This is a genomic window from Campylobacter concisus, assembly GCF_003048835.2.
Lineage (GTDB): Bacteria > Campylobacterota > Campylobacteria > Campylobacterales > Campylobacteraceae > Campylobacter_A > Campylobacter_A concisus_D.
Genome location: NZ_CP060705.1, coordinates 18,980 through 35,953, shown reverse-complemented (window position 1 = coordinate 35,953; position 16,974 = coordinate 18,980). Strand labels below are relative to the sequence as shown.

Here is a 16,974-nt window from a genome sequence, read left to right as displayed (position 1 = left end):
ATTCGCCAAAGCTAAATTTCCGCGCAAACTGCGTAAATTTTAGCTCCGTCATTTGCCACAGCATAGAGTCTGCCACCACTTACTAGCATGATCTGATCTGCGCTAAGGCTAAATTTCTCAAACTCTATCTCTTTTAATAGCAAGCCATCTTTGGCGCTTATCAAAACTGGCTTATTTTTGCGGTTCGCGAGCAAAATTTGACCTTTGATCCAAACAAAATGCTCCGTGCCGCTGGTTTTAAACTTAAACATCACCTCGCCGCTTTTTGCATCCACGGCGTATAGATCTCCGCCCTTGCCAGCGGTGCCAAAGTAAAGCACCCCATCATTCAGGCAAACTGGCGTGTAGAGATATGCGCCAAGCTTTAGCCGCCAGATGGTCTTGCCTATCCTTGCGCTCTGCTCTTTGGGCGGCAAATTAGCGTTTAAATTTTCATCTTTTGCTTCGCTTTTGAACTCTGCGCCGCCCAAAATTTCTTTGCACTCCATCATAAATGGCGAGCTCATTCGCACGCAAAAACCATCAAATTCATACGTTTTAGCGTCGTTATATATCTCTTTTATAGGCTCATTAGCAACGCCGAGCTCGCTCATCTCCCCGTCACTTATCTTTATAAGCTTTGCTGGGGAGTTTATGTAGCCCTTGTAGTATCTAGTATTTAGCACGAAGTAGCCATTTTCTGGGTAGCAACGCGCACTGCTAGCTATAAAAATTTCGCTTTGTTTGTAGGCAAGCATTGATCGTTTATGCTCGCTAAAGTCGCGTGAAAATGTATCTAGTAGCACGTAGTTTGGCGTTAGCTTTTGAGCTATCTCTAGCTCGCTAGGCACCCCAAAAGCAAAATGTACAAATGCAATGCGCTCACCCATCTCGTAAATGCCAGTTACGCCGTGCCCGCGAAACTCCACGCCAGGCATATCAAGAGGATATGATCTAACCACGCTAGCTCCTTAAATTTATGGCGATTATAACTCAAATTTTAAAGCGCGCTGGGCTAAATTTGATAAAATTTGCCAAATTTAGCAAATTTAAGGAGCGATATGTTTTTAAAACTAGACGAGATCGCTAAAAACTAGATCAAATTTTCTTGCCGCTAGAGCAAGAGGGTATGACTGGCATGAGACTTTTGCCGCAAAAGGACGTTTCGGCGTTTAAGCAAGCGCAAAAGTGCCTTGGCGTAAATTTCCCAGCTAAATTTAAAGAGCTTTTAAGCAAATTTGACCTTGGAGAGTTTGAAATTTGCAATGTCAGCTTTGGCTGTAGAGGCGACTACGCGAGCGAGTTAGTGCGTCTAAACAGCGTAGATGAGTTTGGTGGTAAATGGTGGCAGGGCGAGGAGAGGCCAGCAAATTTGATAGTTTTTGCCGTGGGAGATCCTTGGATATTTTTGCTTGATTGCGCGAGTGGTGCGGTCTATGCGTGGCTACTTGAAGATGACGAGCTTTGCAGCAGGTGCGTTGCGAGTGACTTTGAAAAATTTTTCATAGCGCTTGCCAGCACCTATATAGCAAGGCTAAATGATGAAACCCTGCCATCAGCCCAGCAAATACTAAATTTTGTCCAAGCAGACGACACAGAACTTGATTTTTGGCAAGAGATGGCGCAAATTTAGTAAATTTTATAAATTTATCCTAGCAACCAAAGCAAAAACCACTTTTTATAAATTTAGTTTCGATATGTAACACTCATTGCCCAAAATAAAAATATTAAAATATCTTTAAATAAAAATTTTTTCTAGCCGAGTTAATATTTAACTACAAAAAAAAGGAAAAAGGAGCAAAAATGAGCGAGTACATCGAACAAACGATGGAGTGGATAAAGAAGACCAACCCAGGTCAAGGCGTCTTTGTCCAAGCTGCGACTGAGGTTCTAAACAGCCTAGAGCCGCTTATCAAAAGAGAGAGCAAGTACCAAAAACACGCGATCCTAGAGCGCATCGTCATCCCTGAGCGCACGGTGATCTTTCGCGTCACATACACAGGCGATGATGGCAGACCAAAGGTAAATAACGGCTACCGCGTGCAGTTTAACTCAGCTGTTGGCCCATACAAGGGCGGTCTAAGACTCCACCCAAGCGTCGATCTTGGCGTGCTAAAATTTCTTGGATTTGAGCAAATTTTCAAAAACTCGCTCACTGGCGTAAATATCGGCGGCGCAAAAGGCGGCAGCACCTTTGATCCAAAGGGTAAGAGCGAGGGCGAGATAATGCGATTTTGCCAAGCATTTATGAGTGAGCTTTACCGCCACATCGGCAACACCGTGGATGTGCCAGCAGGCGATATCGGCGTGGGCGCTAGAGAGATCGGCTATATGTTTGGCCAGTATAAAAAGCTAACTGGCAGGTTTGATGGCATCCTAACTGGCAAAGGGCTAAACTGGGGCGGCAGCCTAGCGCGCACAGAGGCTACTGGATACGGACTAGTATATTTCACTCAAAACATGCTAAAAAAAGCTGGACTTGACTTGGAGGGCAAAAAATGCAGCGTCAGCGGTAGCGGAAATGTCGCCATCTACACGGTCGAAAAGCTCTATCAAGCAGGCGCACTGCCTATCACCGTCTCTGACTCAAACGGATACGTCTATGACGCTGAGGGCATCGATCTAGCGGTACTTAAAGAGCTAAAAGAAGTGAAGCGCGCGCGCCTTAGCGAATACACCAAATTTAGACCAAACGCAAAATATGTAAGCGTGAGCGAATACAAAGAGGGCAGAAACGGCGTCTGGGACGTGCCATGCGACGGAGCCTTCCCGTGTGCGACACAAAATGAGCTTCACCTAGCTGACATAAAAGTGCTTTACGCAAATGGCTGCCGCTTCGTGGCTGAGGGCGCGAACATGCCAAGCACGCTTGATGCGATAAATTTCATGCTTGCGCAAAAAGACTTCCACTTTGCTCCAGCAAAAGCAGCAAACGCTGGCGGCGTGGGCACGAGCGGACTTGAGATGATGCAAAATGCCGGCATGACTTCGTGGAGCTTTGAAGAGGTCGATCGCAGACTTCATGGCATTATGAATCACATCTTTGAGCTAAGCTACGAAACGAGTAAAGAGTTTGGCGATGAGGGCAACTTGGTGCTTGGCTCAAATATCGCTGGCTTTAGAAAAGTGGCTGATGCGATGATAGATCAAGGATATGTGTAGTCCAATTTGGCTCTGTAAATTTACGTCCAAGTTAAATTTGGGCGTAAATCGATACGAGGCAGGCTATGATTTTAACTAAAAGAGAGTTTGGTTTTTGCACGGCAAATTTTACTAACAAACTATCAAATTTACGCTGCTTTGAAGCATTTTATGCGGCGTTCGTTTTAAAAAATTTTTGCTGGCGTGGCAGATGCGAATTTGAAGTTTGACTAAATTTCATTAGGGTGGCTAGCAGATCACATTTTTTAGGGCTTTTTATAGAAATTTTGTCAAAAGAGCTAATATAGTGGCAAATGGTGGTATGGCGAGGCTCATCCAGTAAAATTGAAAGTTTTTGCCATGGAGCATCATGTGGATATTTTTGCTTGATTGCGTGGGTGGTGCAGTCTATGCGTGACTACTTGGCGATGAAGAAATTTGCAGCAAATGCGTTGCGAGCGAAAAATTTCATGGCACTTGCAACTTCGACGTAGTAAGGCTAAACAATGAAGTCCTACCATCAGCCGAGCAACTCCTAAATTTTGTCCAAGCAGACGACAAAGAGTTTCATTTTTGGCAAGAGATAATTAAATTTTATAAATTTAAGCCATACCTAAATTTCTCTTATCAAATTTTACTACCGCATAAAACAAAAGCAGTCAAATCCTTTGCAAAAAGCATTTTAAAGCGATAAAAACTGCTCGCATTTTTACAAGAAAAACCAAATTTCACTTATTAAATTTAGCCAGCTATTAAGCAAAAGTTGGCTCAAAACGCTCGCATAAACACTACAAATATCGAATTTACTCAAAAGAAGCTTTCATTTTTACTCTAGTATGCGGCTCTCACCCAGTCAAATTTCAGCAAAGCACCCATGCGAACAATAAAAAGTCAAACAAATTCCAGCAAGCAAAAATTAAAATTTTATAAATTTAAGCTATAAACAAAGAAATTTCTTGCCAAATTTAGCTCACGACACTCGCACACGCACCATAAATTTAGAAATCGAAAGAAGTTATCAAATTTACTCTATTAGACGATCTCTTGCCTAGTCAAATTTTAGCTCCTATGCGAGTGACGAAAATGCGGTTAAATTCCGTCAAATAAAAATTAAAATTTACTAAATTTAAGCTACAAACAAGCATATATCTTGTCAAATTTAGCCTAAAACACCCATACAAGCTATAAACAAATTTTAAAACTTACAAGAAGTTTTCAGCACAGCGCTTTTTCGAGTGGCAGCAAGATAATCAAATTCGGACAAGAGAATTTAAAATTTACTAAATTTAAGCTACAAATAATCAAGTTTCTTACCAAATTTAGCCTGCAATTAGACAAAATTTGATTTCAAACACCCACGCAAACACTTAAATTTACAAACTCGCAAGATGTTCTCAGCACAGCGCCTATGCGAGTGATAACAAAGCGAATAAATCCCAGCAAGTAAAAATCAAAATTTACTAAATTTAAACACGACTAAATTCATCCTACAAAAATTTAACCGCAAGCCACATCAACTGCAAACGCTCTTGCTTAAATTTAGAAAATATAAAAATGATAGAATTTTTGAAAATAGTTATTTATGAGTTTTTGTATTAAAAATTTAATGAAAAAAGAGCAAGCGCTAGCCTGCTCTTTGTGAGAATTTAACCCTTTTTTGGAGTTACAAGCATATTTACATAACGACCTTCTATTATAGGCTCTTTGTCGCGGTCAGCCTCATCTTTGATCATCTCCCAGACCTTCTCAAGCATGGCTACGCCAGCCTCTGGGGTGCTCATCTCGCGACCCTTTAAAAATACACGAAATTTAACGTGTTTGCCATCTTGCAAAAACTCGCTTGCGTGTTTAACCTTATAGTTTATATCGTTTTGGGCGATCTTGACAGAGAGTTTTATCTCTTTTATCTCGATGGTTTTTTGCTTTTTCTTGGCCTCTTTTTGCTTTTTCTCTTGCTGATAGCGGAATTTACCATAGTCCATTATCTTGCAAACTGGCGGCTTCGCGTCTGGCGCTATAAGCACTAGATCAAGCCCAAGCTTGTTTGAGATCTCTAAAGCCTCATCTCTTGAGATGACACCGTATGCCGTGCCATCATCCCCTACACATCTTACCTCTCTCGCCCTTATGTCCTCATTGAGCAATACTTCATTTTCCTTACTCAAAAATGTACCTCACTAAGTTTCTCCTTCGTTAAATTTATAAATTCCGCCAAGCTCATATCGCTCTGCGTCCTAGCCTGTCTGTCGCGCAAAGCAACGCTCTTGTTCGCTACTTCGTTGTCTCCTAGCACGATTATCATAGGCACCCTTTGTTTTTCTGCCGTTCTTATTCTCTTATTTAAACTCTCATTTTTACTTGCGATCTCGCTATCGACGTTGATCTTTCTTAGCTCGCGTGAAATTTCTTTTGCGTAGTCTAAATGCGCATCACTAATAGGCACGATGACGACTTGCGTTGGCGCTATAAAAAATGGCAGCTCGCCAGCAGTGTGCTCAAGTAAAATTCCTATAAATCTCTCAAAACTACCAAGCAATGCTCTGTGAAGCATTACAGGGCGCTGTCTTTCGTTGTTTGCGTCGATGTAGCCTAGATCAAAGCGCTCTGGCAAGTTAAAATCAACCTGGATCGTGCCGCACTGCCACTTTCTCTTAAGCGCGTCAGTTATCTTAATGTCGATCTTTGGTCCATAAAATGCGCCGCCGCCCTCGTCGATGCCGTATTTAAAGCCGTTTTCATCAAGAGCTTCTTTTAGCGCTTTTGTAGCAGTTTCCCAAATTTCATCGCCACCGATAGCTTTGGCTGGCTTGGTTGAAATCTCCATCTCATAATGAAAGCCAAAATTTTCCATTATCGTGCCAGCAAATTTTAAAATTTCTAAGATATTTTCTTTTATCTGGCTTGGCATACAAAAGATATGTGAGTCATCTTGTGCAAATTCGCGAACTCTAAAAAGTCCGTGAAGCACGCCGCTTTTCTCATGGCGATGCACAACGCCGTACTCAAAAAATTTAAGCGGTAGATCACGGTAAGACCTGATATCGCTTTGATAAACTTTGATGTGGCCAACGCAGTTCATCGGCTTGATGCCATATTCTGTCTCATCGATCGTTGTAAAATACATATTTTCTTTATAGTTTGCGTAGTGGCCGCTTCTTCTCCACACATCAGCCTTTAAAAGCTCAGGACCTCGCACTGGCTCGTAGCCGCGATCTCTGTGAGCTTTGTATAGAAGTTGCTCTAGTTTTGATCTTAAGCGTCCGCCATTTGGTAGCCATATCGGCAAACCGCCACCCACTTCCTCATCAAATGTAAATAGCTTCATCTCGACGCCAAGCTTTCTGTGATCGCGCTTTTTAGCCTCTTCGATGATGCGGATGTGCTCTTTTAAGCTCTCTTTGTCTGCGTAAGCTGTGCCGTAAATTCTAGTTAGCATCTCACGGCTCTCATCTCCGCCAAGATATGCACCAGCTACGCGTGTAAGCTTGAAGAATTTTAAAAATTTAGTATTTGGCACATGTGGTCCGCGGCAAAGGTCTTCAAAATCGCCTTGTGCGTAGCTACTCACTTCGCCATCTGGAATTCTTTTTAAGACCTCTTGTTTTAGATCGTCGTTTTTAAATTTCTCACTCATATTAGCTTTGGTTGAGCAAGTTTTAACTATGTCAAATTTCTTCTCAGCAAGCTCTTTCATCTTATCTTCGATCGCTGCTAGATCGCTCTCGCCTAGCTTCGTGCCCTCATCATCAACTCTAAAATCATAATAAAATCCATCTTCTACGTTTGGTCCGACAAAGAATTTTGCCTTTGGATAGAGTGACTTGATAGCTTGTGCCATGAGGTGCGCACAGGAGTGTCTGATAACGTGTAGTGCCTCTTTTGAGTTTTCAAAATAGACAGGCTCAGCACTACTCTCACGCCCTGCGATACTTTGAGTATCGACTATTTCGCCATTTAGTTTGTATGCGATGATATCGCTCATTGTTTTTCCTTATATCAAATTGTCTTTTTTACGATAAAAGAACGATTAAGGATTTTATCAAAATGGGCTTTAAGCTAAACTTAATAATTGCTAAGCAAATTTTTATAAATTCTTTTTAAATTTAGTAAAATTTGAGCCAAAATTTTTGTATTTTAAAATATATTTTTTTATATATAAAGATAAATATCCCTAAAGTATGCATATTTTATCAATATATTTTATTATATTTTAAGATTACCCCTGATAATATTTGCTCCTGAAATGAATTTAGCAATTTCTCGTCTTTGCATTACTTAAATTCATTTTTCTCCCGACTAATTTAGTGCTAGGAAGTGGTTAGCCTAGCACTTTTTCTTTTGCAAATTTAACAAGCACCGGCTTTACTATCCTGGCGTAGTCTTTTGCGTTTAGGACGATAGATCTATCAAGAAGCCCTGCATTAAAGGCGATCTCCTCGTTTCGCTCTAGCAAGCTCTCGTCCACAACAAGGTGCAAATTTTTATGAAAGCTAAATGGCGGAACCGAGCCAAATACGCAATCAGCCAAGGCCGCAACCTCCTCTGGGCTAGCAAGGCTTGCTCTTTTACCATCAAATTTTTGCGTAAGCGCGTCAAGATCAGCCTGCTCGTCCGCTGGTAAGACCGCTAGCAAGTAAATTTTACCAGCCTTCATTGCTGGTCTTTCGTCATCTAGCAAGTAGCCAACAAGTACGTTTTCATCTTTAAAAATTTCTCTAAATTTAGCTTTATCAATGCCTTTTATAGAGCACACCAGCGCCTTTGCGCCCTGGCTCATCTTCGTGCCCCTTATCTTGGCAACATCATCTGAAGTCCTCGCACTCTCATGCTCTATCACTCTAAATTTAGCCCCATTTTTGCTAAGAAGATCGTGGATTTTATTAAAAATTTGCTCTGACACAGCTCTTTCCTTTGGATAAATTTAGTTAAAATTATACCGCTAAAACCAAAAAAGGGCAGGAAAATGCAGATAAATTTAGATGACGTAAAGATCGAGCCAAGCTGGAAAGAGGTGCTAAAAGATGAGTTTTTGAGCGAAAATTTCGCTCATATCAAAGAGAATTTCCTAAAAGCAAAGAGCGCTGGCGTCGTCTATCCACCAAGCGGGCTCATTTTTAACGCATTTAACCTAACGCCATTTCACGACGTCAAAGTAGTCATCCTAGGCCAAGACCCATATCACGGTGCAAATCAAGCCATGGGACTAAGCTTTTCAGTGCCTAGTGGCGTGCGAGTGCCGCCAAGCCTTGTTAATATTTATAAAGAAATTTACGCCGACCTTGGCATAAAAGAGCCAAATAGTGGCGATCTTACAAAGTGGGCAAAACAAGGCGTGCTGCTTCTAAACTCGACCCTTAGCGTAAGTGCGGGAGCGGCAAACTCTCACGCAGGATTTGGCTGGCAGGGCTTTACAGACGCAGTTATAAGAAAGATAAGTGAAAATTTACAAAACGTAGTCTTTATGCTCTGGGGCAACCCAGCCAAGGCAAAAGCGCCACTAATAGACGCCAGCAAGCACCTCATCTTAGAAGCAGCACACCCAAGTCCGCTAGCTCGTGGGGCATTTTTTGGCTGCAGACACTTTTCAAAGGCAAATATCTACCTAGCAAACCACGGCAAAACGCCCATTGAGTGGGACTTAAACGCTTAAATTTGAGCTATTTTTTAAGCTCAGTAAGAAGCTTATTTACCTTTTCTAGCTCGCTTTTGCAAAATTTCTCATCGTTATTTTGCATTATCATCGCCTCTTGGCCGATTTGCCTTTGCTTAAACTCATCAAATTTAAGCTCAAAAAGCCTTAGCGCTTTCTCATCACCTGCAAGCTTCTTGCTCTCTTTGGCGTAAAGCTCGTCAAGATAGAGCCTGCTTTGCTTTACATACTCCTTGCAAACCTCGCTTGCACCAAGTAAATTTACGCCCAAAAAAAGGGCAAAAATGGCAAATTTTTTCATATTTTTCCTTGAAATTTTTGCGTTATACTAGCCTTTAAGCACTTAAATTTTAAAATAATTTGCAAAAAAAGGATGAAAATGAGGCGAAAAGATAGAGAACTAAGCCCTGACGAGGCGCTTGAGATCATCGATGGTTGCGAATACGGCGTAATCTCATGCATTGATGAAGAGGGAGAAATTTTTAGCGTGCCTATCTCGCCTGTTAGGTTTGGTGAGAGCATTTTTGTGCACGGAGCGACCGCTGGTAGCAAGGCAAAACTGCTACAAAATGGGCGAAAAGTGGAGTTTGTCTGCGTTAGCTTTAATAAAGTCCCGCACCTAAATGATAGCGAGCTAGAAGCGATAAAGAACGACGGCAAGGCGCTTGGCGGCAAAGTCTTTACGACTGAATACAAAAGTGCCATCGCAAAAACAAGAGCTTACGAAGTGACAGATGATGCAAAAAGATATGAAATTTTAAAAATTCTCAGTCAAAAATACACCGCCTACGCGATGAGCACCTTTGACGTGGCAGCCGAGTATGGGCTAAAAAACATGAAAATTTACGAGCTAAAGATAGAGAGCCTTAGCGCAAAGGCCAAAATTTTGCCAAAAGCGGCAAAGGAGTAAATTTGAGCTCACTTGCACTGATGTTTAGACCAAAAAACTTGAATGAAATTTGCGGCCAAAAGGCGGTTAAAGCAGCCTTTTTAAAATTTATAGCCACAAGCAAGATACCGCACTCCATATTTTATGGTCCAGCAGGCTGTGGCAAGACGAGCTTTGCAAGGGCTGTGGCAAGTGGGGCAAACTACGACTTTTACGAGTTTGACGGCGGAAATTTAAAGATAGATGACTTTCGCAAAATTTTAAAAAACTACGAAAACGCCCTAAACAAGCCACTCTTTTTCATAGACGAGATCCACAGGCTTAGCAAAACCCAGCAAGAAGCACTGCTTATACCCATGGAAAACTACAAAGCCCTAGTTATCGGCGCTAGCACCGAAAATCCCTTTTTCACGCTAAGTTCAGGCATCAGAAGTCGCTCGATGCTCTTTGAGTTTAGACCGCTTAGTAGTAGAGATTTTGAGGAGCTTCTTGGCAAGATCAAAGAGCAAATTTCATTTAGCATAGACGAGGAGGCAAAGGAATATCTCTTTAAAAGTAGTGGCGGCGACGCAAGAGCCATGCTAAATTTACTAGAATTTGCCGTCACACTTGATGAAAATGTAAGCTTAGAAAATTTAAAAACACTTCGCCAAAATGCCCTAAAAGAGGGAGCAAAAGAGGATGACACGCACTACGAGCTAGCAAGCGCTTTTATAAAAAGTCTGCGTGGAAGCGATGAAAACGCCGTCATATACTACCTTGCAAGGCTCATAGACTCTGGCGAGAGTGCGGACTTCATCGCTAGAAGGATGGCGATATTTGCCAGCGAAGACATCGGCAACGCAAACCCAAATGCGCTAAATTTAGCCGCAAGCACGCTAAGCACGGTAAAAGAGATAGGCTTTCCAGAGGCTAGGATCATACTGGCTCAGTGCGCTATCTATCTAGCCAGCTCGCCAAAGTCAAACTCCAGCTACAACGCGATAAATGCCGCCCTAAGATACGTGCAAAGCGAGGAAATTTTAAAAATTCCGCCATATCTAAAAAATCACACAAAAGAGAGCAAAGACTACATTTATCCGCATGATTTTGGCGGCTGGGTCGAGCAAAAATACCTAGAAAAACCGCTCGTTTTTTACAAAAGCAAGGGCATAGGCTTTGAAAAAACACTAAATGAGTGGCTAGAAAAGATAAAGTCAAAAGGCTAAATTTAGGCTTTACTCTGTCAGATTTATTTATGGCAAGTATAAGAGTAAATTTTAAAAGGAATGCAGATGAACAAGCAAATTTTAGCGTACATCGCAAATTTAAAGATAGAAGACGTGCCTTGGAGTAGATTAACGACGACTTATGGCAGAGCAAGCAGATTTCCAGAAATTTTTAAACAGCTTTCGGCAGCGATCGGCAAGAAAGATTTGACGCAAAGTTTGACTACCAGCAAGTCAAATAGCGGACAAAATACGGCAAATCCAGCAAATAACAATGAAGCAAAATTTAACGCCAAAGCTGCTTGTGACGTGCTTGATAAAATTTTTAAAGAAATAGAGCATCAAAGTACTTTTTGGCACGCTACGCCTTTTGCACTTGTATTTTTGGCGAGAATTTTTATGCGGGCGAAGTTGGTCGCTGATAACGGCGATAAAGACGAGGTGGCAGAGCTTATCGTGTCCCGTCTGGGTGAATTTTTCGCGTTTATGCTTATGGTTTGTAGCGATGCCGATAAAATTAATCATACTACACCACTGGGTAGCTTTGCTGATATGCTAGCCGAAAAATACCTGTGGCCGCAAAGCGATGAAAACGACGAGGAGCTTTGGGAAGAGCACTTTTACGATGATGATTTGTTTTATAGTTTTTACTTTTATTCGCGTGCGGTTCTTGACGCGACCGGTGTGGATTTTACGCAGTTTAAGCCTATAGAATAGCGTTAAAATTACGCGGTAAGGCTGAAAATTTTACCATTAAACTTAAACCAGAAAGAAAACTTACTGGTAGTCTGCAAGGTATTTTGCTAGTTTGCCTAATTTTATAAAAATCGGTGCAAAGCGGTAAATTTAACCCAGTTAAACAAAAGACGGGCAAATTTTACAAAGATGACTAAGCAATTTAATAGCCAAAGCCTTTTAAACGCTTTTGATAAAATTTTTAGCAAAACTAATAGTCAAATACGTTTTGCCAAGCTATGCCCACGCAGGAAAAACAGCGAATTGTTTGTAAAAGCCTTCTAAAAAACGCAAAAACCTAATTTTAAAATCCAAAAATCAAGAAATAATTTTAGCCATTCTAAACCTTCACTGTGAGATAAATTTAGAAATTTTCAATCAAAAAACGCCTTAGAGCGTAAAAATATTGGTCGTAAAATCTTGCTAGAAAAGCAAGTTCACCGCGAGTAAGCCGAAAACTAGCACGAAATTTTAAGCCAAGCTAAAAAATTTTTCTTATTTATTCTAATTTTATATTTTTTTAAATATACTCGCTCTCTAAACTACACCAATGAAAGTCAAGAAAATGCCTACAAATTTTGCTGAAATTTTAAATAATTGTGTTGAAAGTATAAATTCATTTCTTTGGGGTCCATACTTCCTTATCGCCCTACTTTGCGGTACTGGACTATTTTTTACCATTAGACTTGGCTTTGTTCAAATTTTTAAATTTAAAATGGGTTTAGGCAAGCTTTTTGGAAATTTCTCGCTTCACGGCGAGGCTGCTGGCAAGGCTGGTATGAGCTCGTTTCAAGCAGTAGCAACCGCTATCGCCGCGCAAGTTGGCACTGGAAACCTCGTGGGTGCGACGACAGCTCTTATCATGGGCGGTCCTGGAGCCATTTTTTGGATGTGGTGCGCAGCCTTTTTGGGCATGGCTACAAATTTCGCTGAAATTTGCCTCGCTCAAATTTACCGCACGAAGGACGACAGCGGCCACACAATAGGCGGTCCAGCCTTTTACATAAGCCGCGGCTTAAATGGAAAGTGGGCGAAATTTCTAGCTGGATTTTTCGCTATCGCTATCATCATCGCACTTGGCTTTATCGGCAACATGGTTCAAGCAAACTCCATATCTGATGGCTTTAGTGGCGCTTTTGGCATACCGCAGTGGCTAACAGGGGCGTTTTTGGCTCTCATTTGCGCGCTAATTTTCATAGGTGGCGTAAAAGCGATCGCAAGGGTCGCTGAAAAGATCGTGCCGCTAATGGCGCTACTTTACATCGTCGTTGGCGTGGTTATAATCGCCTTAAATTTTCACCAAATCCCAGAGGCGATCTCACTAATCTTTAGAGCTGCATTTGATCCTTCGGCTGCTTGGGGCGGCGCAACTGGCGCTAGCATCGCAGCTGCTATGAGATACGGCATCGCAAGGGGACTTTTTAGCAACGAAGCTGGCATGGGCTCTACTCCGCACGCACACGCTGCTGCAAACGTCAAACACCCAGTCGATCAAGCTGTCCTTGGCATAATGAGCGTCTTTATAGACACCTTTGTCATCCTAAATATAACCGTTTTTGTGGTGCTAACAGCAAACGTCATCAGCTTTGAAAACGGCAAGGCGGTCTTTACAGGCATCACCTTGGTGCAAGAGGCCTTCTCGTCGCATATCTTTGGCAAAACTGGCGGTTATAGCTTCGTGGCGATCTGCCTATTTTTCTTCGCATTTACGACGATCATTGGCTGGTACTACTTCGCTGAGATCAACGTGCGCTACCTTTTTGGCGCAAAGGCGGTTAAAATTTTTAAAATTTTAGTTGTCGTTTTTGTCTTTTTAGGCAGCTTGCAAAAGGTCGATTTTGTCTGGAGTTTAGCTGATATGTTTAACGGTCTTATGGTTGTGCCAAATTTGATCGCCATTATCCTTCTAAGCCCCGTCGTAGCAAGGCTTTTAAAAGATCACGATACCGGCAAAGAGTACGACGTAAAAGAGTATTTGAAGTAAATTTAAGAGTGAGTGGAGAAAGGCTCTCCACATTAATTTTATGTTTTATAGGTGGTCTGTTGGAGCGACGGTTATAGGCTCAAGTGGCATATAAAATGTCGTTGCTTGTGGCTCAGAGTATTTGTTGCCAGCCTCGTCTACTGATGATGCTTCAACTTTGTATTCAAAATCTCTATTGTTTAAAACACCACTCTCAACTTTCCAGTTGCCTTCAGCGTCAGCCTTGGCACTTAACTCTTCTACTACGTGACCCCATTTAACACTACCATCTGAGTAGTGAATATCAGCTGTTTTCACAACTAAATTTACATCGGCAAATGCCTCTGCTTTGCCCTCGATAGTCGGCGAGAAGTCATATTCTTTATTGCTATCATACATTGCGTTATAGTGTGACAGGTCAGAAAAGTCATCAGTAGATATTTTTGTGATAGACAAGGTGCTATTGTCTGTATCGACAGTTATCTCTTGCGTACTTGTAGCTTTTAGTTCTTCGCCATTTGCAGCTACTTTACTAGCTTCGATAGTAAATTTATGATCTCCATCAGCTAAAGGCGAAGTTGGAGCATATGACCAGTTGCCATCATTATCAGCAGTTGTCGTGCCAAGCAGTGGTGCATTTTCACCTTCGCCATCAAATATGCTTATAGTAGCGTTTGAAGTAGCCTTGCCAACTAAAGCTGGAGTGCTATCGTTTGTGATATGCAGACCTGTTCTTTGTGAATTTTCATGCTCTAAGATATTGCCCTCGATGTCAAGGTTGCTGCTTACTGCCTGATCTGTATTACCAGTCACTACGTTATCATCAACTGCTGTGGCAGATACTTCTAGAGTCTGTGGCAATATATTGTTATATGCATTATCTATCGCAGCTGCAAGTGTGTCAAGACTAAAGTCCTCCTCGCTTGCGCCACCGCTTACATTTGTAAAAGCCTCTACGCTAGCATTTGCTTGAGAGCTTAGATCGCCAAAATTTGCATTTACGTTTGAGTAGTGACCGCCATTTGTAAAGCCAGCAGCGCCAAGGCTCACGCCATTCGAGCTTACTCCACCTGCTGATTGAGTGCCGCCAGCTGCAGTCTCTTCAAGATCAGAGATATTTTTACCATTTAATAATTGCTCTTGTAGCGATGCTATCTCTTTGCCAGTCTCATCGCTAGCATTTTCATTTTGAGTTTGCGCAGCCTGCACCTCAACCTTTACGCCATCTTGCTCTTTTATGACCTCGTTGTCATAGATCACGTCGCCTGCTTTTAGAGTTCTTTGATTTCCGTTAGCATCAACTGCGACGATGGCATCCGTGCCGATTATTGATTTTATTAGTCCTTTAACTTTACTCATAACATTTCCTTTTTATGTTTTTAGTTTTTATGCTGCAATTATAAGTAAATATTTTAGTTCTTTGCTATTGTACTTTGGTACAGTTGTGACATTTTAGAAATATGAAGTTATAAATTTTTGAGTTAAATTTAGTAAAAATTTGCCGTATTTTAGGGATTTAGTTTAAAAATTTAAAAATGGTAGAGTTACAAAAAAATATTTTTAAATTTTATTTTTTGGATTTTTGTGTTTTGGAGAATTTGATATAGAAATGGTGGCCCCGAATGGACTCGAACCATCGACCACTACCATGTCAAGGTAGTGCTCTACCAACTGAGCTACGGGACCAAAGATTTGGGATTATATTTTATTTTCCATTTTATTTAGCTTAATTGCCATTTTCTTTAAAATTCAACTTCATAAAACTAGTCTATATTTTAGCACTCTAAAATATTATTAATGCAGATTTAATCAAGCAAGGACTATAATTTCATAAAAGTAAGTTTAAGTAAAAATATTAGTTTTTCATTGAAATTTGATGTTTATAAATCTTAATAGAAAGGAAAAGGGTATGAATAAGCTTAAATTCATCGCTATTTTTGCCTGTTTATTTTCGTTTCATCTCTTTGGTGCCGATATGCCAAAGGGCGATCTAAACGTCACAAAAGTAGCAGTCTCTGATGAGCTAAGAGCCAAGTATAAGATCAAACCTCATCACGAACATCTAAGCTTTGACTGCGTTGATTGTCACCAAAACCAAGGCGATGATCCTAGCAAATTTAAAGCGATCGGCGACGCTGGCTGTTTATCTTGCCACAAGAGTAAAAAACTCCTAGCTGATAGACTAAAATTTATGGATACTCTAAAGGCAAATCCTCACAACTCTGTTCACGATGGTCCAACTTTGTATTGCGACGAGTGCCACAACGAGCACAAACCATCTACAAACATGTGCTCTGAGTGCCATGAACACGAGGTGCCACAATGGATGAATGGAGTAACACCATGAAAATTTCAAAAAAATTACTAGCGCTTATAATCTTCATAAGCGGAATTGTTGGATTTTTAGTCGTTCTGCCAGTTCATTACGCACTTGATGAGACAAGTGGGGATAAATTCTGCGTAGTTTGCCACGAGATGGATCCTATGGTGATCGCCTATAACGACGACATCCACAGCGGCAAGGGCAAAACCGGCATCAAAGCAAGATGCGTCGACTGCCATATACCACATGACAACATCGCAAAATACGCCCTAACAAAGGCGAAAAATGGCATTTTAGAGGGCTGGGTGCATTTCTTTGGCGATCCTAACGCAATCGACTGGCACAAAAACCTCAAAAATCGCGAGCATTTTGTCTTTGACAACGGCTGCACAAGCTGCCACACAAACGTGATAGACAGCAATAGCACTTCAGCGCAGGCTCAAAAGATGCACGCTCACTACAAAAAGCTTCTTGGCACTCCTAAAGAGCTAAAATGTGTAAACTGCCACTACGACGCAGGTCACAGCGCTGGCTTTAGAAACTACCTTGAGTACTGGAAGCCGTCATATAAAATTTATGATAAAAAGATGATCGAAAAGAGGATCGAAACTAAGCAAAAATTCTTCAAAGATGAATACAAACCTACAAAAGACGAAGAAGAATTTTTAAAACAAAAGGCTGAAAAAGACGCCAAAAAACCAGCTGGCGGTGGCATGGCTGGCTGATGAAGAAGCTTTGCTGCTCTTTGCTCTTAATCGACTTTTGGCAAAATATCATCCTAAATGCATCGCTTTACCGCTTTGAGTTTAGGATGATCCAGCTCAAAAGTGCGTGCTCAGTCATCAAGGACTTTGAGTGTGGCAACAGATATGATCTGTACGTTTTTGACGTAAAGGCTAGAAATTTAAACCTTGATCTGGTTAAATTTATAAGAGATAGCCAAAATATCACTCCCATTATGCTTTTGCGGGGCGTTAGCGTCCCTAGCGTTTTTAAGAGGATTTACTACGCTATGTGAGTGACTTTATCATCAAGCCATTTTACCCTGAAGAGTTTTTATTTCACGCCTTTAGCTTTGCAAGGTGC

The 16,974-nt window shown here is 41.3% G+C and carries 17 protein-coding genes and 1 tRNA gene; 11 read left to right on the top strand and 7 right to left on the bottom strand.

The window, feature by feature from the left end:
* Positions 1 to 11: 11 nt before the first annotated feature.
* Positions 12 to 941 carry a PQQ-binding-like beta-propeller repeat protein gene (locus CVT08_RS00195; RefSeq protein ID WP_107856986.1) on the bottom strand — a complete coding sequence of 310 codons (930 nt, stop codon included), beginning with the start codon at positions 939 to 941 and terminating at the stop codon, positions 12 to 14.
* A gap of 176 nt (positions 942 to 1,117) precedes the next feature.
* On the opposite strand from CVT08_RS00195, the gene CVT08_RS00190 reads away from it, so the two are divergent.
* From CVT08_RS00190 to CVT08_RS00180, 3 genes are all read left to right on the top strand, one after another.
* On the top strand, positions 1,118 to 1,612 hold the full coding sequence (locus CVT08_RS00190) for an SMI1/KNR4 family protein (RefSeq protein ID WP_230855941.1): 495 nt from the start codon (positions 1,118 to 1,120) through the stop codon (positions 1,610 to 1,612).
* Positions 1,613 to 1,782: 170 nt separating this feature from the next.
* Positions 1,783 to 3,141, top strand: a complete 1,359-nt coding sequence (gdhA, locus tag CVT08_RS00185) for an NADP-specific glutamate dehydrogenase (protein ID WP_021084055.1) — start codon at positions 1,783 to 1,785, stop codon at positions 3,139 to 3,141.
* 65 nt (positions 3,142 to 3,206) lie between these two features.
* Positions 3,207 to 3,350 (top strand): hypothetical protein, encoded by a 144-nt coding sequence (locus CVT08_RS00180; protein WP_159070991.1) that lies wholly within the window; start codon positions 3,207 to 3,209, stop codon positions 3,348 to 3,350.
* A gap of 1,416 nt (positions 3,351 to 4,766) precedes the next feature.
* Here CVT08_RS00180 and infC read toward each other — a convergent pair.
* The 3 genes from infC to CVT08_RS00165 all read right to left on the bottom strand — a co-directional run bounded on the left by infC (position 4,767) and on the right by CVT08_RS00165 (position 8,020).
* Complete coding sequence (gene infC, locus CVT08_RS00175; protein WP_009295104.1) at positions 4,767 to 5,285, bottom strand: translation initiation factor IF-3; 519 nt, start codon at positions 5,283 to 5,285, stop codon at positions 4,767 to 4,769.
* Entirely contained in the window at positions 5,282 to 7,102 is a 1,821-nt protein-coding gene (thrS, locus tag CVT08_RS00170; RefSeq protein ID WP_107856987.1) for a threonine--tRNA ligase, read from the bottom strand. Before thrS ends, infC begins: the two co-directional genes overlap by 4 nt.
* 336 nt (positions 7,103 to 7,438) lie before the next feature.
* Positions 7,439 to 8,020, bottom strand: coding sequence for a YbaK/EbsC family protein (locus tag CVT08_RS00165; RefSeq protein WP_107856366.1), 582 nt, complete (start codon positions 8,018 to 8,020; stop codon positions 7,439 to 7,441).
* 63 nt (positions 8,021 to 8,083) lie between these two features.
* Between CVT08_RS00165 and ung the strand changes: the two genes are divergently transcribed.
* Complete coding sequence (ung, locus tag CVT08_RS00160) at positions 8,084 to 8,770, top strand: uracil-DNA glycosylase (RefSeq protein WP_107856365.1); 687 nt, start codon at positions 8,084 to 8,086, stop codon at positions 8,768 to 8,770.
* Between the two features lie 7 nt (positions 8,771 to 8,777).
* Here the strand turns inward: ung and CVT08_RS00155 are convergent, their stop codons facing one another.
* On the bottom strand, positions 8,778 to 9,071 hold the full coding sequence (locus CVT08_RS00155) for a hypothetical protein (protein ID WP_107856364.1): 294 nt from the start codon (positions 9,069 to 9,071) through the stop codon (positions 8,778 to 8,780).
* Positions 9,072 to 9,149: 78 nt separating this feature from the next.
* On the opposite strand from CVT08_RS00155, the gene CVT08_RS00150 reads away from it, so the two are divergent.
* The 4 genes from CVT08_RS00150 to CVT08_RS00135 all read left to right on the top strand — a co-directional run bounded on the left by CVT08_RS00150 (position 9,150) and on the right by CVT08_RS00135 (position 13,586).
* A complete protein-coding gene (locus CVT08_RS00150; protein WP_107856363.1) occupies positions 9,150 to 9,680 on the top strand; it encodes a pyridoxamine 5'-phosphate oxidase family protein in 531 nt (176 codons plus the stop codon).
* 20 nt (positions 9,681 to 9,700) lie between these two features.
* The gene (locus CVT08_RS00145) at positions 9,701 to 10,867 is read left to right on the top strand and encodes a replication-associated recombination protein A (protein WP_230855962.1); all 1,167 of its coding nucleotides are present in this window, start codon (positions 9,701 to 9,703) and stop codon (positions 10,865 to 10,867) included.
* Between the two features lie 66 nt (positions 10,868 to 10,933).
* Positions 10,934 to 11,584 (top strand): ATP-dependent DNA helicase RuvA, encoded by a 651-nt coding sequence (locus tag CVT08_RS00140; RefSeq protein ID WP_107856361.1) that lies wholly within the window; start codon positions 10,934 to 10,936, stop codon positions 11,582 to 11,584.
* A 583-nt stretch (positions 11,585 to 12,167) separates the two neighbouring features.
* Entirely contained in the window at positions 12,168 to 13,586 is a 1,419-nt protein-coding gene (locus CVT08_RS00135; protein ID WP_107856360.1) for an alanine/glycine:cation symporter family protein, read from the top strand.
* Between the two features lie 45 nt (positions 13,587 to 13,631).
* Here CVT08_RS00135 and CVT08_RS00130 read toward each other — a convergent pair whose 3' ends face one another.
* Positions 13,632 to 14,924 (bottom strand): Ig-like domain-containing protein, encoded by a 1,293-nt coding sequence (locus tag CVT08_RS00130; protein ID WP_107856359.1) that lies wholly within the window; start codon positions 14,922 to 14,924, stop codon positions 13,632 to 13,634.
* A gap of 251 nt (positions 14,925 to 15,175) precedes the next feature.
* Positions 15,176 to 15,251, bottom strand: a tRNA-Val gene (locus tag CVT08_RS00125).
* Between the two features lie 223 nt (positions 15,252 to 15,474).
* On the opposite strand from CVT08_RS00125, the gene CVT08_RS00120 reads away from it, so the two are divergent.
* From CVT08_RS00120 to CVT08_RS00110, 3 genes are read left to right on the top strand one after another with little or no spacing between them, the layout of a single operon-like run.
* Positions 15,475 to 15,912, top strand: a complete 438-nt coding sequence (locus CVT08_RS00120) for a cytochrome c3 family protein (RefSeq protein WP_107856358.1) — start codon at positions 15,475 to 15,477, stop codon at positions 15,910 to 15,912.
* The gene (locus CVT08_RS00115) at positions 15,909 to 16,613 is read left to right on the top strand and encodes a cytochrome c3 family protein (protein ID WP_107856357.1); all 705 of its coding nucleotides are present in this window, start codon (positions 15,909 to 15,911) and stop codon (positions 16,611 to 16,613) included. The genes CVT08_RS00120 and CVT08_RS00115 overlap by 4 nt, the downstream gene beginning before the upstream one ends.
* Complete coding sequence (locus tag CVT08_RS00110; RefSeq protein WP_196381008.1) at positions 16,613 to 16,906, top strand: hypothetical protein; 294 nt, start codon at positions 16,613 to 16,615, stop codon at positions 16,904 to 16,906. The genes CVT08_RS00115 and CVT08_RS00110 overlap by 1 nt, the downstream gene beginning before the upstream one ends.
* The last annotated feature ends 68 nt before the right edge of the window (positions 16,907 to 16,974 follow it).

What these genes read in the sequence shown, in the direction of transcription:
- CVT08_RS00135 (WP_107856360.1), top strand. Translation starts at nt 12,168, where the DNA reads ATGCCTACAAATTTTGCTGAAATTTTAAATAATTGTGTTGAAAGTATA.
- CVT08_RS00155 (WP_107856364.1), bottom strand. Translation starts at nt 9,071, where the DNA reads ATGAAAAAATTTGCCATTTTTGCCCTTTTTTTGGGCGTAAATTTACTT.
- CVT08_RS00180 (WP_159070991.1), top strand. Translation starts at nt 3,207, where the DNA reads ATGATTTTAACTAAAAGAGAGTTTGGTTTTTGCACGGCAAATTTTACT.
- ung (WP_107856365.1), top strand. Translation starts at nt 8,084, where the DNA reads ATGCAGATAAATTTAGATGACGTAAAGATCGAGCCAAGCTGGAAAGAG.
- CVT08_RS00150 (WP_107856363.1), top strand. Translation starts at nt 9,150, where the DNA reads ATGAGGCGAAAAGATAGAGAACTAAGCCCTGACGAGGCGCTTGAGATC.
- CVT08_RS00130 (WP_107856359.1), bottom strand. Translation starts at nt 14,924, where the DNA reads ATGAGTAAAGTTAAAGGACTAATAAAATCAATAATCGGCACGGATGCC.
- CVT08_RS00190 (WP_230855941.1), top strand. Translation starts at nt 1,118, where the DNA reads ATGAGACTTTTGCCGCAAAAGGACGTTTCGGCGTTTAAGCAAGCGCAA.
- CVT08_RS00145 (WP_230855962.1), top strand. Translation starts at nt 9,701, where the DNA reads ATGTTTAGACCAAAAAACTTGAATGAAATTTGCGGCCAAAAGGCGGTT.
- gdhA (WP_021084055.1), top strand. Translation starts at nt 1,783, where the DNA reads ATGAGCGAGTACATCGAACAAACGATGGAGTGGATAAAGAAGACCAAC.
- CVT08_RS00115 (WP_107856357.1), top strand. Translation starts at nt 15,909, where the DNA reads ATGAAAATTTCAAAAAAATTACTAGCGCTTATAATCTTCATAAGCGGA.
- thrS (WP_107856987.1), bottom strand. Translation starts at nt 7,102, where the DNA reads ATGAGCGATATCATCGCATACAAACTAAATGGCGAAATAGTCGATACT.
- CVT08_RS00120 (WP_107856358.1), top strand. Translation starts at nt 15,475, where the DNA reads ATGAATAAGCTTAAATTCATCGCTATTTTTGCCTGTTTATTTTCGTTT.
- CVT08_RS00110 (WP_196381008.1), top strand. Translation starts at nt 16,613, where the DNA reads ATGAAGAAGCTTTGCTGCTCTTTGCTCTTAATCGACTTTTGGCAAAAT.
- CVT08_RS00140 (WP_107856361.1), top strand. Translation starts at nt 10,934, where the DNA reads ATGAACAAGCAAATTTTAGCGTACATCGCAAATTTAAAGATAGAAGAC.